The 15659-nt window shown below is 68.9% G+C and carries 13 protein-coding genes and 1 pseudogene; 13 read left to right on the top strand and 1 reads right to left on the bottom strand.

Going from position 1 to position 15659, the window contains the following annotated elements; genetic code table 11:
- Window positions 1-79: 79 nt before the first annotated feature.
- From NS3_RS09035 to NS3_RS09000, 8 genes are all read left to right on the top strand, one after another.
- Window positions 80-523, top strand: coding sequence for a Fur family transcriptional regulator (locus tag NS3_RS09035; protein ID WP_281205216.1), 444 nt, complete (start codon window positions 80-82; stop codon window positions 521-523).
- Between the two features lie 32 nt (window positions 524-555).
- Window positions 556-2778 carry a catalase/peroxidase HPI gene (gene katG / locus NS3_RS09030; protein ID WP_067856640.1) on the top strand — a complete coding sequence of 741 codons (2223 nt, stop codon included), beginning with the start codon at window positions 556-558 and terminating at the stop codon, window positions 2776-2778.
- A gap of 138 nt (window positions 2779-2916) precedes the next feature.
- Complete coding sequence (locus tag NS3_RS09025; RefSeq protein WP_067856637.1) at window positions 2917-3633, top strand: metal-dependent hydrolase; 717 nt, start codon at window positions 2917-2919, stop codon at window positions 3631-3633.
- A 401-nt stretch (window positions 3634-4034) separates the two neighbouring features.
- Window positions 4035-4832, top strand: coding sequence for a HugZ family pyridoxamine 5'-phosphate oxidase (locus NS3_RS09020; RefSeq protein WP_067856634.1), 798 nt, complete (start codon window positions 4035-4037; stop codon window positions 4830-4832).
- Between the two features lie 90 nt (window positions 4833-4922).
- The gene (locus NS3_RS09015; RefSeq protein WP_067856630.1) at window positions 4923-5795 is read left to right on the top strand and encodes a TIGR03619 family F420-dependent LLM class oxidoreductase; all 873 of its coding nucleotides are present in this window, start codon (window positions 4923-4925) and stop codon (window positions 5793-5795) included.
- Window positions 5796-5892: 97 nt separating this feature from the next.
- The gene (locus NS3_RS09010; RefSeq protein WP_067856626.1) at window positions 5893-6696 is read left to right on the top strand and encodes a thioesterase family protein; all 804 of its coding nucleotides are present in this window, start codon (window positions 5893-5895) and stop codon (window positions 6694-6696) included.
- Window positions 6697-6773: 77 nt separating this feature from the next.
- Window positions 6774-8990 (top strand): glycoside hydrolase family 3 C-terminal domain-containing protein, encoded by a 2217-nt coding sequence (locus NS3_RS09005; RefSeq protein WP_067856623.1) that lies wholly within the window; start codon window positions 6774-6776, stop codon window positions 8988-8990.
- 55 nt (window positions 8991-9045) lie between these two features.
- Window positions 9046-9582, top strand: coding sequence for a TetR/AcrR family transcriptional regulator (locus NS3_RS09000; protein WP_307609508.1), 537 nt, complete (start codon window positions 9046-9048; stop codon window positions 9580-9582).
- Between the two features lie 4 nt (window positions 9583-9586).
- Here NS3_RS09000 and NS3_RS08995 read toward each other — a convergent pair whose 3' ends face one another.
- Window positions 9587-10492 carry an alpha/beta hydrolase gene (locus NS3_RS08995; protein WP_067856898.1) on the bottom strand — a complete coding sequence of 302 codons (906 nt, stop codon included), beginning with the start codon at window positions 10490-10492 and terminating at the stop codon, window positions 9587-9589.
- A gap of 413 nt (window positions 10493-10905) precedes the next feature.
- Here NS3_RS08995 and NS3_RS08990 point away from each other — a divergent pair, with 413 nt between their 5' ends.
- The 5 genes and pseudogenes from NS3_RS08990 to NS3_RS08970 all read left to right on the top strand — a co-directional run bounded on the left by NS3_RS08990 (window position 10906) and on the right by NS3_RS08970 (window position 15641).
- A complete protein-coding gene (locus tag NS3_RS08990; protein ID WP_067856895.1) occupies window positions 10906-11499 on the top strand; it encodes a TetR/AcrR family transcriptional regulator in 594 nt (197 codons plus the stop codon).
- 305 nt (window positions 11500-11804) lie between these two features.
- Window positions 11805-13601, top strand: a pseudogene (locus NS3_RS08985) (hypothetical protein); the annotation flags it as partial.
- 89 nt (window positions 13602-13690) lie between these two features.
- Window positions 13691-13885: a hypothetical protein gene (locus tag NS3_RS08980; RefSeq protein ID WP_067856617.1), complete on the top strand. Its 195-nt coding sequence runs from the start codon at window positions 13691-13693 to the stop codon at window positions 13883-13885.
- Window positions 13882-14316: a hypothetical protein gene (locus tag NS3_RS08975; RefSeq protein ID WP_067856614.1), complete on the top strand. Its 435-nt coding sequence runs from the start codon at window positions 13882-13884 to the stop codon at window positions 14314-14316. Before NS3_RS08980 ends, NS3_RS08975 begins: the two co-directional genes overlap by 4 nt.
- Window positions 14313-15641 carry a hypothetical protein gene (locus NS3_RS08970; RefSeq protein WP_067856611.1) on the top strand — a complete coding sequence of 443 codons (1329 nt, stop codon included), beginning with the start codon at window positions 14313-14315 and terminating at the stop codon, window positions 15639-15641. The genes NS3_RS08975 and NS3_RS08970 overlap by 4 nt, the downstream gene beginning before the upstream one ends.
- Window positions 15642-15659 lie beyond the last annotated feature (18 nt).

Below are 15659 nucleotides of genomic sequence, written 5' to 3'. Positions count from 1 at the left end.
CGTCCGGCCACCTCTTGTTCACGATCACTTCGACGGATCTGCTGGCCCCGCGAAACTTGAACGTGTAAAGTTTCTGAGCGTGTCCATAGTTCCCGATTTCGAGCGCATGCTGCGCACCGCAGGCCTGCGGGTCACCGCGCAGCGGCTCGCCGTGCTGAGCGTGGTGCACGAGCATCCGCACTCGGAGACGGACTCGATCCTCGGGCGGGTGCGGGAGAGCGTCGGGACGGTGTCCCACCAGGCCGTCTACGACGTTCTGCGCGCACTGACCAGCGCGGGTCTGCTGCGACGCATCCAACCGATGGGCTCGGTCGCCCGGTACGAGACCCGGGTCGGCGACAACCACCACCACCTCGTCTGCCGCGGCTGCGGCGTCATCGTCGACGTCGACTGCGCGGTCGGCGAGGCTCCCTGCCTCGACGCCGCCGACGAACACGGTTTCGTCGTCGACGAGGCAGAGGTCATCTACTGGGGCCACTGCCCCGACTGTTCGAAAGCCCAGCTGTCTGCACCACCGAAGTGAGCAGCCTGCTTACTCCCTCGAAAGGAAACGCCGTGTCTGTGGAAACTCCGCCCATTGGTGAGGCCAATACCGAACCCGCCGAGAGCGGTTGCCCGGTAGCCGGCCGTCTGCGGCACCCGCTGCAGGGTGGCGGCAACCATGAGTGGTGGCCCAACCAGCTCAACCTGAAGGTGCTGGCCAAGAACCCCGTCGAGAGCAACCCGCTCGGCGCGGACTTCGACTACAAGGCCGCTTTCAACGCGTTGGACCTGGCCGCGGTCAAGAGCGACATCGCCGAGATCCTCACCACCTCCCAGGACTGGTGGCCCGCCGATTTCGGCAACTACGGTCCGCTCATGATCCGGATGGCCTGGCACAGCGCCGGCACCTACCGCATCCACGACGGCCGCGGCGGTGCGGGCACCGGCCAGCAGCGCTTCGCTCCTCTCAACAGCTGGCCCGACAACGTCAACCTCGACAAGGCCCGCCGCCTGCTGTGGCCGGTCAAGAAGAAGTACGGCCAGAGCATCTCCTGGGCCGACCTGCTGATCCTGACCGGCAATGTCGCGCTGGAGACCATGGGCTTCAAGACCTTCGGCTTCGCCGGCGGCCGCGAGGACGTCTGGGAGCCGGAAGAGGACGTGTACTGGGGCCCGGAAGCCGAATGGCTCGACGACCAGCGCTACACCGGCGAGCGCGACCTGGAGAACCCGCTCGGCGCGGTCCAGATGGGTTTGATCTACGTCAATCCCGAAGGCCCCAACGGCAATCCGGATCCGATCGCGGCCGCGGTCGACATCAAGGAGACCTTCGGCCGGATGGCCATGGATCACGCCGAGACCGTCGCGCTCATCGCGGGCGGGCACACCTTCGGCAAGACCCACGGCGCCGGTGACGCGGGCCTGGTCGGCCCTGAGCCGGAAGCGGGCGAGCTCGAGCAGATGGGCCTGGGCTGGAAGAGCTCGTTCGGCACCGGCAAGGGCCCGGACACGATCAGCAGCGGCCTGGAAGTCACCTGGACCAGCAAGCCCACCCAGTGGAGCAACGATTTCTTCGAGATCCTGTTCGGCTACGAGTGGGAGCTGACCAAGAGCCCGGCGGGCGCGCACCAGTGGGTCGCCAAGGATGCCGAGCCGATCATCCCGAACGCCTTCGATCCGTCGAAGAAGCAGCTGCCCACCATGCTCACGACCGACCTGTCGCTGCGCTTCGACCCCGAGTTCGAGGTCATCTCGCGCCGTTTCAAGGACAACCCGGACGAGTTCGCCGACGCGTTCGCGCGCGCCTGGTTCAAGCTCACCCACCGTGACATGGGTCCGGTCGCCCGCTACCTCGGCCCCGAGGTCCCGTCCGAGCAGTTGCTGTGGCAGGACCCGGTCCCGGCCGTCGAGCACGAACTGGTCGATGCCGCCGACATCGCCGCGCTCAAGACCCAGATCCTGGGCGTCGGCCTGTCGGTGCAGCAGCTGGTGAAGACCGCGTGGGCTGCGGCCTCGTCGTTCCGCGGCAGCGACAAGCGTGGCGGCGCCAACGGCGGTCGCATCCGCCTGCAGCCGCAGCTGGGCTGGGAGGTCAACGAGCCCGACGAGCTCGCCCGGGTGATCCGTGCCCTGGAAGGCGTACAGGATCAGTTCAATTCGGCCCAGACCGGAGGCAAGAAGGTCTCCTTCGCCGACCTGGTCGTGCTCGGCGGCGTCGCCGCGATCGAACAGGCGGCGAAGAACGCCGGCGTGACGATCGAGGTTCCGTTCACTCCGGGCCGCACCGATGCGACTCAGGAGTGGACCGACAGCGAATCCTTCGCCGCGCTCGAGCCGAAGGCCGACGGTTTCCGCAACTACCTCGGCAAGGCTTCGCGCCTGCCCGCCGAGTACCTGCTGGTCGACAAGGCGAATCTGCTGACCCTGACCGCGCCGGAGATGACGGTGCTCGTCGGCGGCCTGCGAGTGCTCGACGCCAACTACCTGAACTCGCCGCTGGGCGTCTTCACCGACACGCCGGGTTCGCTCACCAACGACTTCTTCGTGAACCTGCTCGATCTGAACACCGAGTGGGCGCCGTCGGGCAACGACGACGGCACCTACGTCGGCAAGGCGGCGGGCAGCGACGAGGTCAAGTGGACCGGCAGCCGCGTCGACCTGCTGTTCGGCTCGAACTCGGTGCTGCGTGCGCTGGCCGAGGTCTACGCGACCGACGACGCGAAGGAGAAGTTCGTTCGCGACTTCGTCTCCGCGTGGGACAAGGTCATGAACCTCGACCGGTTCGACATCGCCTGATCCGTACCGGGCTGATTCTCTTTCTCGGCGATCGGCGCCCCGTGGACCTGCTGGTTCACGGGGCGCCGTGCGTCACCGGCCAGGTGACCGTGGCGACGACGGCGAGATATGATCTTGAAGTGAACTAATCTCGAACTGGTGCTCGGACATTCACATGCGACCAGCGGCGCGTTCGCCTGGTCGGCGGCAGCGGCGACGTTGCCTCTAGCGGTCATGACCTTTCCGGAGATGCTGGACACCGAAACCCGTCTCGGGCCCGTGGACGTACTGCTCGGAGTCTTCCTGACGGCGGGGGCGGCACTGCTGCCCGACGCCGATCACCCGAAAGGCACCATCTCCCGAGTACTCGGGCCGTTGACGCATTACGCGTGCAAGCTCATCTCCATGCTCTCCGGTGGACACCGGCAGGGCACTCACTCGCTGCTCTTCGTGCTCGCGGCCGGAGTGGTCACCTGGGCCGGAATGCTCTACATCGGCCGGTATTTCACCCTCGCCCTGGTCTTCTTTCTGCTCGCACTGGCGGTGAAAGCACTGCACCTGTGCCCACCCGGCGACAGCATCCGCAGCTGGGGCACAGTGGCGGCGCTCGCGGCGGCGGGCACTTTCGCCATGGATCACTGGATCAGCGACAAGCCGACCTGGTTGCCGTTCTGCGTCGCCTTGGGTTCGCTGGCGCACATCCTCGGCGACTGCCTGACCGATCGCGGCTGTCCCCTGCTGTGGCCGATCAAGTGGCGGACGAGCGTGCCGATCATCGAGCGGACCGGAAACAAGGTCGAGACCTGGGTCATCGCACCGCTGTTCGGGCTGGGGACGATGGCCGTGCTCTGGTATGTGTTCAACGCCAATCCGTGATCAGGTCCGCTGCCGCTCGCGTGTCGCGCTCCCCCGACGCCGAGCGGCAGCGGGGGTTCCCCTTGCGGTTCAGCAGGATTCGCCTCCCCGTTACGGCCTCTGTAGCCGTTCACGGAGTCGACTTCCGATCCCCACAGCCCTCGTTGTTTGTGCGGTTTTTATAGGTGATGTTCGGTTCGGTGGGTTGTGAGGCAGTAAGGAGATTGATGGTTTGATGCGCATATGTCCATACTCAAATGTCTTACAAGGATGGAGTCACCGGTTTCGGAGTAATTTTCGCCCTTCCCGCTTTCCCTCGACCGGATCGAGCGGGCTCTCGTTCAGGAATCCCCCCTGACAGTGCAGTGCCGTCGCCATAGCGCCACTCCCCTCCCCTCACCCTGGATGGCACTCTGTACGGCATGACTCTCGATCACGGCGACCCCGGTGACGCCCCCTCGGTCCCCCAGCCGACCGCGCCGGTGGTGAATCCGGCGCGGCCCTCCCCCGCCGAGGAAGCCAGGACCGTTGTCGCGTCGACGAACATGGCGACGCTGGCGAGCCTCTCGCAGGACGGTGCGCCGTGGGCCTCTTTCGTCACCTACGGCGAGCTGGACGGTCAGCCGGTGATGTGCGTGTCGCGGATGGCCGAGCACGGGCGCAATCTGGCCGCCGACGCGCGGGCGAGTCTGTCCGTCGTAGCGCCGGACGTGCCGTCCGATCCGTTGGCGGGCACCCGAGTCACCCTCGCCGGGATCGTGGAGCGCCCGGAAGGCGAGGAGGCCGAGCGGGCACGGGCCGCGCACCTGGCGGGGGTGCCCGCAGCGAAGCACTACATCGACTACAGCGATTTCACGGTGTGGGTGCTGCGCGTGCAGCGGGTCCGCTGGGTCGGCGGTTACGGACGGATGGATTCGGCGAGTGCCGAGCAGTACGCGACCGCCCATCCGGACCGGATCGTGCCGAACGCGGCGCGCGCGGTCGCCCATCTCAACGACGATCATGCCGACGCGCTGGCGGATATGGCGCGTGTGCTGGGCGGCTATCCCGATGCGACGGCGGCGCTGTGTGAGCGAGCGGATCGGTACGGGCTGGATCTGCGGGTGCAGACACCGCGCGGCGTCGCTCGCACGCGGGTGGGCTATGCGGAGCCGATCGAGGAAATCGGTGAATTGCGGGCGGCGACGGTCGAATTGACGCGGCGGGCCCGCTCGACGTAGCCGGTCTTGACGCCCTGCGGAGCGGATGATTGATTGGGCGGCAGGGTGTGGCCGCGATCACGCTGCCGCGCGAGCAGGAAGGCTGATCGGATGCGATTCACCTATGCGGAGACCATGGTCGACCCGTCGTTCTACGTGCCGCTGGCGCAGGCGGCGGAGGCGGCCGGCTACACCTCGATGACGATCGCCGACAGCATCGCCTACCCCCGCGATTCCGATGCCACCTATCCCTACACTCCCGACGGGAGCCGGGAGTTCCTGGAGGACAAGCCCTTTCCCGAAGCATTCGTGCTCTCGGCGGCCATCGCGGCGGCGACCACGAACCTGCGACTGACACCGTTCGTGGTGAAGCTGCCGATTCGTCCGCCGGTGCTGGTGGCCAAACAGGCGGCCTCGGTGGCGGTGCTGAGCGGGAACCGGCTCGGGCTCGGTGTGGGGATCAGTCCGTGGCCGGACGATTTCGAGATCATGGACGTGCCGTTCGAGAAGCGGGGCGCGCGGATGGACGAGTGCATCGACATCGTCCGCGGGCTGACGGCGGGCGGGTATTTCGAGTTCCACGGGCAGTTCTTCGATCTTCCACCCATCAAGATCGCCCCGGTGCCGAGCGAGCCTATCCCGATTCTCGTCGGTGGGCACAGCAAGGCGGCCCTGCGGCGCGCGGCGCAGCGGGGCGACGGCTGGATGCACGCCGGCGGCGACCCGGTGGAGCTGGATCGGTTGCTCGGCGAGCTCGACGCGCTGCGCGCGGAGTACGGCACGCGCAAGGATTTCGAGGTGCATGTGATCTCGATGGACGGGTTCACGGTGGACGGGGTGAAGCGGCTGGAGGACAAGGGCGTCACCGATGTGATCGTCGGTTTCCGCTACCCCTATACCCGGGAGCCGGACACCGAGAGCTTGGAGACCAAGATCTCGCATCTGTCGCGGTTCGCGGAGAAGGTGATCGCCCGGCTGGGTTGACCGACTCGACGGGCCGGGCGGGCTCGCTGCCCGGCACCACCGGATGTGCCGTCGGGCCGGTGCGCGATGATCATCGTTAGTACGGGAAAGGAAAACGATGACCACCACCGCGCCCTACGCCTTCGACAGCGACACCGCGAGCACCTCGATCGGCGACCATGTCTACGAACTGGAGCTGACCGACCGCTGGAACACCCCTGCGGGCACCGCCAACGGCGGTTATCTGCTGGCGGTCTGTCTGCAGGCGTTGCGCGGTGAGGTGCCGCAGCCCGATCTTCTGTCGGTGTCGGCGCACTACCTGCGCCCCGGCACGCCGGGTCCGGCGCGGGTGGTGACCGAGACGGCGCGGATCGGGCGGCGGACCGGGACCGGCGCGGCGACGCTGTTGCGCGACGACAAGGAGATCATCCGGGTGCTTGCCACGTTCTCCGATCTGGCGGCGGCCGAAGGGCAGACGATCGAGCTCGGTGTCGCACCGGAGTTGCCTGCCCCGCAGGACTGTGTCGACCCGGTCGCGGGGCGGAACAAGGTCGCCAAGACGGGGATCGGTGAGCGGGTCGAGTTCCGGATGCCGGCGTTGCGCGGCTTCTGGGGCGGCGAGCTGGGCCGGGCGACGACCTGGGAGTTCTGGATGCGCTTCACCGACGGTCGCGACGCGGACCCGATCGCGCTCGCGGCGCTGGTCGATGCCGCTCCCCCGGTCATCTTCGATCATGGTGTCCGCGCTTCGTCGACCATCGAGTTGACCGCGCACATCCGCAGGCGTCCCGCGCCCGGGTGGCTGGCCTGCCGGGTGACCACCAAGCATCTGGTGAACGGCTTCCACGAGGAGGATTTCGAACTCTGGGACAGCACAGGCGTTCTGGTCGCCCAGTCCCGGCAGCTTGCTATCGTGCCGTGAGCCGGTCGGGGGCTCGGCGCGGCAGCGCGGGCGTCGAATGCCGTGGTCAGCGCGTCGTCGTGCCCTAGTGTTGGCCCATGACTGACTCTCCGATCGCGGATCTGTCGACGGCGGACAAGGCGGCACTCGGTAGCGGGGCGGATTTCTGGACCACGAAGTCCGTGGGGGAGATCGAGTCGGTCACGATGACCGACGGTCCGCACGGCGTGCGCAGACAGGTCGGCGCCACCGACCATCTCGGCCTGTCCGAGAGCCTGCCCGCGACGTGTTTCCCGCCCGCGGTCGGGCTGGCGCAGGGCTGGGACGCCGAGTTGGTGCGCCGGGTCGCGGTGGCGTTGGGGCACGAGGCGCGGGCGGCGGCGGTGGATGTGTTGCTCGGGCCGGGGGTGAACATCAAGCGCGATCCGCGGGGCGGTCGGAATTTCGAGTATTACTCCGAGGACCCGCTGCTCACCGGGGTGCTGGGGGCGGCGTGGGTGCAGGGGTTGCAGAGCACCGGGGTGGGGGCGTCGTTGAAGCATTTCGCGGCCAACAATGCCGAGCACGATCGGATGCGGTCGAGTTCGGATGTCGACGCGCGGCCGTTGCGGGAGATCTATCTGCGAGCGTTCGCGCATATCGTGCGGACGGCGCGGCCGTGGACGGTGATGTGCTCCTACAACCGGATCAACGGGGTGCACGCTTGCGAGGACCGGTGGCTGCTGACCGAGGTGTTGCGTGGCGAGTGGGGCTTCGACGGGGTGGTCGTCAGCGACTGGGGCGCGGTCACCGATCGGGTGCGGGCGGTGCGGGCCGGGCTGGATCTGGAGATGCCCGGTAGCGGGGGCGCCTCCGATGCGCGGGTCGTCTCGGCGGTCGAGGCGGGTGTGCTTGACCCGGCGGATCTGGATCGGGCGGCGGAGCGGATGGCGGTGCTGGCCGAGCGGGTGCGGCAGGGCAGGCAACTCCACGTCCCGGAGGTGGACGTGGCGGCTCATCACGCGCTGGCGCGGGAGGTGGCGGGGCGGTGCGTGGTGTTGCTGAAGAACGATCGTGAGTTGTTGCCGTTGTCGGCGGGTAGTGCGCTGGCGGTGGTGGGTGAGTTTGCCGAGTCGCCGCGCTATCAGGGTGGTGGCAGTTCGCATGTGAACGCGGCGCGGCTGGATGTGCCGTTGGAGGAGATCCGCGCTCATGCGGGGCCGGGGTCGGTCACCTATGCGCGCGGTTTCACCACCGATGGGACCGGGGACGCGGACGCGTTGCGGGTCGAGGCGGTGGCGGTGGCTTCCGAAGCGGCCGTGGCGGTGGTGTTTCTGGGGTTGGCGGCGAATCAGGAGTCGGAGGGGTTCGATCGCACCGACATCGAGTTGCCCGCCGATCAGTTGCGGCTGCTGACCGAGGTGGTCCGGGTGCAGCCGCGAACGGTGGTGGTGCTCGCGCACGGCGGGATGTTGCGGCTCGAGCCCGTGGCAGCGCAGGCACAGGCGATTCTGGATGGCGGACTGCTGGGGCAGGCAGGTGGCGGTGGTCTGGCGGATGTGTTGTTCGGGGTGGTGAATCCGTCGGGGCGGCTGGCGGAGACCGCGCCCAGGCGTCTGCAGGACACTCCGGCGTTCCTGAACTTCCCCGGCGAGCATTCGCGAGTGCGCTACGGCGAGGGGCTGTTCGTCGGCTATCGGTGGTACGACGCGCGCGAGATGGAAGTGTGTTTCCCGTTCGGACACGGGTTGTCCTACACCTCCTTCGACTACAGCGAGTTGACGGTGGATTCGGATGCGGTGGGCTGGGTGGTGGAGGTGACCGTCACCAATACCGGTTCCTGGGACGGCCGGGAGGTCGTTCAGGTCTATGTCGGACTGCCGGGGTCGTCGGTGGTGCGACCGGTGCGGGTGCTGGCCGGGTTCGCGACCGTGGACGTGGCGGCGGGGACGAGCGTGCGGGTGGCGGTGCCCATTCGGCGCGAGGATCTGGCGTATTGGGATCCGCGCCTGGATCGGTGGGTGGTCGAGGGCGGTGAGTACGAGGTGTTCGTCGGGGCGTCGAGCCGTGATCTGCGTGGCAGAGCGCGCGTGCCGGTCGCCGGCGACGAGGTGCGGGTGCCGGTGACGCTGGATTCCACGCTGGGTGAGGCGCTGGCCGATCCGAAGGCGGCCGAAGCGCTGGGCAAGGTCGCGGCGGGGATGGGAGCGATGCTCGGCGGCGGTAGCGCTCTCGGTGTCGACTTGCTGCGGATGTTGGAGTCGATTCCGTTGCGCAGGCTGGCCAATTTCGGGGTGGACGCCGAGGAACTCGACCGGCTGCTGGCCGAGTCGTGATCCGGTGATGGCGGAGGGTCGGCGGCGGCCGCGTCAGCGTCGGTCACGAGACACCGTGGCCACACTGCTGGAGGCGGCCGCGCAGATGTTCTCGCGGGAGGGGCTGTCGACGACGACGAACCGGATCGCCGAACGTGCCGGGTTGTCGGTGGGCACGCTGTATCAGTACTTCCCGAACAAGCAGGCGCTGTTGCGGGCGCTGGCGCGGCGGCACGTCGGCGAGGTGACAGTCGTATTGGAGGTGGTGTTCGCCGAGTTGCGGGCTACCGAGCCCGGGTTCGAGGAGTCGGTGCGGGCGATCATCGAGGCCGTGGTGGAGGTGCATCGGGATCGGCCCGGGTTGCACGCGCTGTTGCATCGGGTGGTCACGCCGCTGGTGCCGGTGGAGGTCGAGGAGATGCGGGTGTTGGAGAATCGGCTGGTCACGGAGGTCGCGTTCCATCTGGACCGGTGCGGGCGCGGCGAGCCGGAAGTGGACCACACCGCGCGCACCGTGGTGCATCTGGTCGACGCGCATCTGCATCGGGTGTCGATGGTTCATCGGCTCGATGTGGAGGAGTTGGTGGCGCTGGTCGACCGACTGACCCGGTGACCGCTCAGGGGATGGTCGCGGCGGCGACCGCGCGCAGGGTGTCGAGCATTCGGGTGAGACCGGGTTCCTCGATCGGGAAGTGGCCGCAGTTCTCCAGCATGATCGCTTCGTGCGGGGCGGCGATGCGGGCGAGGAATCGCAGGCTCAGCTCCGGGGGTGTCCATCGGTCCGCGGCGGGGTGGACGAGGGTGACCGGGGTGGTGGTGGTCTCCGGTGGGGTGTGCTGGAAGGTCAGGTAGTCGTGGAGGAAGCCCAAGGGCACTCGCACGCCGCCGCCCTTGGGGTCGCGGGCGCAGTGGCGGGACAGGGCTGGGTCGGCACTCATGTTCGCCATGTCGGCGAGCCAGCGCACGGGGAGTCGGAGGTCTGCGGCGGGGCCGAGGGCGCGCATGAGGGTCGGGGCGTGCTCTCCGATCCAGGACCAGCGGGCCGCGGCCCGGCGGGCAGCGGGATCGGCGGGGTCGAGCAGGCAGGTGGCGACGACGTGGGCGACCCGTCCACTGCGGGCTGCGGCTTCGTAGGCGAGCATGCCGCCCATGCTGGCGCCGAGCAGAATCAGGGGACGGTCGTCGTTGTCGGTTTCGGCACGGACGAAGGCGGTGAGCAGGTCTATCCAGTCGCGATAGCGGACCTTGCGGGGTGCGAGCTCACGGGTGTCGCCGTAGAGGGGCAGGTCGATGGCGAGGATTTCGGCTTCGTTCCGCTCGGAGAGTGCCAGGTACGGCCACATCAGTCCGGCGTGCCCGCCGGCGCCGTGCACGGCCAGTGCGCGGAGGGGGGCCGTCGGGCTGCTTCGCCGGGCGATGTGGATGTCGGCTCCGCGCCACGACCAGAAGGTGGACTCCGGTGCGGGGAGCGTTTCGTAGCGGTAGGGGGCAGGAAAGAACTGTGCGTAGGACAGGTGATCCATGCCTTCGAGCCTGCGGCGACACGAGCCGGTGCACAACTCGCGTTCGACGGGTGGCGGCCCGCCGGTCCCGTGTGCGTCTACCTGGGGGTTCTCGGTTCCGGCTCGGTTGTCCGTGAGATTGCTCGAGTTTCGCACCCTCCAGGTGTCGGATCGGCTGGTGGGCATCACATCGACGGTGGCCTGGTGAGCGGGCGGGTGCGCGGCGCGAACGTGTGTCGCGCCGGGCGCGGCGTGCGAGGGGCTCGGCGGTGGTGAGCGGTAGGCTCGCGCCGGTGAAGGCGCATACCGAGGATCCGAGGAGCAGCACCGGCCACAGCGACCGATCCGACAGCGCGCCCGCTCTCCAGTCTCACGCCGAAATCGACGGCACCGCACAGGAATTCCTTGCCGCTGCGGGCGAGACCTGGGCTGATCTGGCTACTCTCGACCCGCGTTCGCGGCGGATCGTCGACGCCGCACGCGACAGCTTCGCGGAGGTGGGGTTCGAGGAGACCACCATGGTCGGCATCGCCGAACTCGCCGGGGTCGGGGTTGCCACGGTGTATCGGCGGTTCGGGACCAAGTCGGCGCTGGTGCGTTTCGCGCTGATGGCCGAGTCGCAGCGCGTCGGGGTGATCATGGCCGAGGCGGTGCATCGGTCGGTGGGGCCGGTGAGTGCGCTGGCGGAGATGTTCGCGGCCTTCGTCAGCGAGGCCCGCTCGCCTCGCCTGCTGACCCGCAGTCTGCGGGTGTCCTCGGCCGCGGGTGAGCTGACCAGCTTCCTCACCGGCGACGAGTTCATCGCGCAGGGGCGGACGCTGGTGGCCCGGTTCCTCTCGCACTGGCAGCGGCGAGGCGAACTGGGGTACTTCGACACCGAGGTGGTCGCCGAACTGTTCGTCCGGCTGACCATGTCGTTCATCTCCAACCCGCGCGGGGTGCTGCCGCTGGACGACGCCGCGGCGGCCAAGCAGTTCGCACGCCGATTCCTGGCGCCGCTGCTGTTCCCGCACCCCGGCAGTCGCTGAGGTCGGCGCGGGGAGCGCGCGTTGTCCCGGTCGGTGACGAAGATGTGTTAGCGAGGCGCCTACCGGGCTATTCATCAGGCATTGCGGCGGGGGCGGTGTCGGCTTCGCGTACTCGTCGGGCCGACACCGGCAGAACGAGCCGGGTATCGCGGGAAAGCGTGCCCGGCTCGGCAATATTCGCACTACTCTGAGTTACAGGTACCGGTAACCGAACGGGAGGTCGCGTGCCCAGCACCACCGACGATGCGGTCGTACAACTCCTCGCCCAGGAAGGCGGCGGCGCCGCACTGGACCAGGTCTTCGCCATGACCGGGGCCGCGGGCGTGATCGGCGCGCTGTTGCTGTGGATCGGCTACCTGCACCGCACCCGGCGCATCACCTGGCTGGGATCGGTGGCCGACCGGCTGGGCGAGAGCATGAACCGGCCCGGCTGGGTGGCCCTGCCGTTGCTGCTGTTCCTGCTGACCATCGTCACCGCGCTCATCGGCTTCATCTGGGACGTCAGCCTGCACATCGGCAACGGCCGTGACGAGGGGCCGCTGGCAAACCCCGCGCACTACTTCATCCTCGTCGGCCTGTTCTTCCTCTTCACCGCGGGCATGACCGCGATCGTGCTGCCGCTGGACGAGAAGCCCGGGCCGGCGGCCGTGCGGATCACCCGCACCTGGCACGCGCCCGTCGGCGGCATCCTGCTCGCGGCGACGGGTCTGTACGCGCTGATCGGCTTCCCGCTCGACGACATCTGGCACCGCATCTTCGGCCAGGACGTCACGCTGTGGGGACCCACCCATCTCATGCTCATCGGCGGTGCGGGACTGTCCCTGGTCGCGGTGCTGCTGCTGGAGTACGAGGGCAGCCGCAACAAGCCCCGCCCCGACGAGCCCGACCTGTGGCGTGTGCGCGTCCAGCGCGTCTTCGCCTTCGGCGGTCTGCTCATCGGCCTGTCGGTCTTCCAGGTCGAATACGACTTCGGCGTCCAGCAGTTCCCGCTGGTGCTGCAACCGCTGCTCATCACCGCCGCCGCCACCGTCACCCTGGTCGCCGCCCGGATCGTCCTCGGTCGCGGCGGCACCCTGGCGGTGGTCGCGTTCGCGATGGTGGTTCGGGGACTGGTCGCCTACCTCGTCGCCGGACCGATCATCGATGCCCCGCGCAATGTCTTCCCCCTGTATCTCGGGGCCGCGGTCGTGGTCGAACTCCTCGCGCTGCTGCCGCTGCACCGCAACCGGATCTGGTGGGGCGCGCTGGCCGGCTTCGGGATCGCCACGGTCGGTCTGTGGATCGAATCGCGCTGGGTAGAGGCGGTCTATCTCAATCCGTGGCCGACGGCGATGTGGCCGGAACTGCTCGCCATGGCCGTACCGACCGGAATTCTCGGCGGCGTGGTCGGCGGAATGCTCGGTGTGGTGCTGCGCGGCGAGCAGCTTCCCCGGCCCCCCGTGCGGCGCGCGGTCATGGTTGCCGCGGTCCTCGTGCTGGGCGCCGCGACCGCCAACGGACTGATGGTCAGCGTGCCCGAGAATGCCTCGGCCACGGTCGCCCTGCGCGACACGACACCGGTGGGCGGCGGACGCGCGGTCGTGGCCGATGTCCGCCTGCAACCGGCCGACCTGGTGAGCGAGGACCCCGAGTGGGTGCAGATCCTGGCCTGGCAGGGCGGTGTCGGCGCCGACGACGCGGGGAGCGGACTGGTCATCGACCAACTCACCCGCGTCGGCGAGGGCCACTACCTGTCCACCCGCCCGGTCCCGGTGGACGGGACCTGGAAGACCATCCTGCGCGTGCACGACGGCCGCACCTACACCGCGCTGCCGATCTACATGGCCGCCGATCCCGGCATCGGCGCCGAGGAGACGCCCGCGCTGGCCGAATTCCAGCGTCAGTTCATCCCCGAGATCTCTGTGCTGCAACGCGAACGCTCCTTCGACCATCCGGCCTGGCTGTTCGCCGCGGCCTCGCTGGTGGTGCTGCTGTGCAGCCTGGCGTTGGTCTGGGGGTTGTCGTGGGGTGCGGCGCGGATCAACGACCGGTATCTCGCCGTCTCGTCACCCGGGGGAACCGAGCCGGCCGGTACCCCGGCGAGTGCCCGTACCGGCGGCCCCGGAGGCGGCACGGACGAGGCCGAACTGTCCGCGTCGGACCACTCCGGAGCCAGGCACCGCAGGTCCGGTGACAGCGGGGCGGGCGAGCGGTGACCGCCGGCCTCCCCGAGGTCGACCTGCTCGCCGACCACTCGGTGCTGCTGGCGATCCCCGCGTTCCTCCCCGCGATCGCGCTGGTCGCCGTCATCGTGGTGATCGCCGTGCGTGACCGCCGCGCCGAGGCCAGGGAGCACGGCGAGACCACCCGCGACGATTCTCCGCGCGAACGAGAGGAGAACCGATGACCCGCAGGTCCGGCCGATTCACACCGGCCCGATCCGCGCCGGCGGCACTCGTCCTCGCCGCACTCGTCACCGCGACATGCCTGCTCGCCGGCTGCGGCGGCGACAGTTCCTCGGCCGAGGAGTCCGCCCTCGCCGAGGCCACGGCCGCCGATCACAGCGAGGACGCCGTGACCGTCGACATCCGGATCGCGGGCGGCACGGTCACCCCGGTCAACGCGCAGGCCGAGGCGCACGTGGGCCGGCCGGTCACCCTCGTGGTCGACAGCGACGTCGACGACGAGGTGCACGTCCACGGCACGCCCGAACACACCTTCACGGTGCGGGCGGGCACGGACCAGCGCTTCACCTTCGCTGTCGATGTGCCCGGACGAGTGGATGTCGAACTGCACCGGGCGAACGTGACGGTCACGACCATCTACGTGCGCCCTTGACCCTGCTCGCCCACGGCATCGGCGGAGCCGCCGATCTGCCCATCCCGTTCGCCTATGCCGTCATCGGCGCAGCCTGGGCACTGACGTTCTCCTTCGCGATCCTCGCCGTCGCCTGGCGGGAACCGCGCCTGGACCCGGACTCACCCGGCATCGCCCTCCCCCGAGCGCTTCGCGCCTTCTGCGACCGCACCGCCGTACGCACGATCCTCGGAACGCTCGGCGTACTGGTCACAGCGTCGGCACTGGTGATCGGGCTGTTCGGAGATCAGGATCCGGCTCGCAACGCGCTGCCCGGCATGGTCTACATCTATCTGTGGGTCGGCGTGATGATCGCGTCGCTGGTCGTGGGCCCGGTGTGGAAGATCGTCTCGCCGGTGCGGGCGATCCACCGGCTGGGTTGCCGGATCGCCGGTCGCGACCCCGCGGCCGGGCTGGTGGCCTACCCGGCGTCGTGGGGGATGCGGCCCGCCGCGCTGGGATTGCTGAGTTTCGTGTGGCTCGAATTGGCCTCGCCCGAACCGGGTTCGGTGTTCGCCGTGACGTTGTGGCTGCTCGGTTATGTCGTGGTGGGTCTGGCGGGCCTGACGGTGTTCGGGACGGTGTGGGCCGAGCGCGGCGATCCACTGGAGGTCTACAGCTCCGTGATGGCGCGGCTGAGTCCGATGGCACGGCGGACGTCCGGGACGCTGGTTCTGCGGTCCCCGCTGAACAATCTGGCGGGCACCCCGGCGGTAGCGGGCATGGTCGCGGTGACCGCGACACTGCTCGGATCGACCGCGTTCGACAGCCTCTCGGCCTCGGTGGGCTGGCGCGATCTGGTGCTCGACCTCGGCGGCACGTCGATTCCGGCGCGGACGCTGATCCACACGGCGGGTCTGCTGGCGATCATCGGGATCGTGGCCGGGGTGTTCACCCTCGCCGCCCGCGCAACCGGCGGCGTGTCCCGCGACGAGCGCGGGCTGCTGCCGATCCGATTGGCGCACAGCCTGATCCCGGTCGTCGCCGGTTACGTCGTCGCGCACTACCTGAGCTTTCTGGTGGAAAAGGGACAGGCGACGTTGATCCTGCTGGCCGACCCGTTCGGTCTCGGCTGGTCGCTGCCCGGCCTCGGCGGCTGGGACGTGCAGTACGTGCTGTCCACCCATCCGGCGGCTCTGGGGTCGATCAAGGTGGCGGCGGTGCTGGCCGGGCACATCCTGGGCGTCACCGCCGCGCACGACCGGTGCCTGGAGCTGTTGCCTCCCCGACACCGGCTGACCGGTCAGCTCGCGTTGATGCTGACGATGGTCGGATTCACTTTCACGGGCCTGTATCTGCTGTTCTGACCCGTTCGGCACGTGGGA

Source organism: Nocardia shimofusensis NBRC 100134 (assembly GCF_001613125.1).
Lineage (GTDB): Bacteria > Actinomycetota > Actinomycetes > Mycobacteriales > Mycobacteriaceae > Nocardia > Nocardia shimofusensis.
The sequence above is the reverse complement of the archived record's forward strand: the minus strand, read 5'-3'. Positions and strand labels throughout refer to the sequence as shown.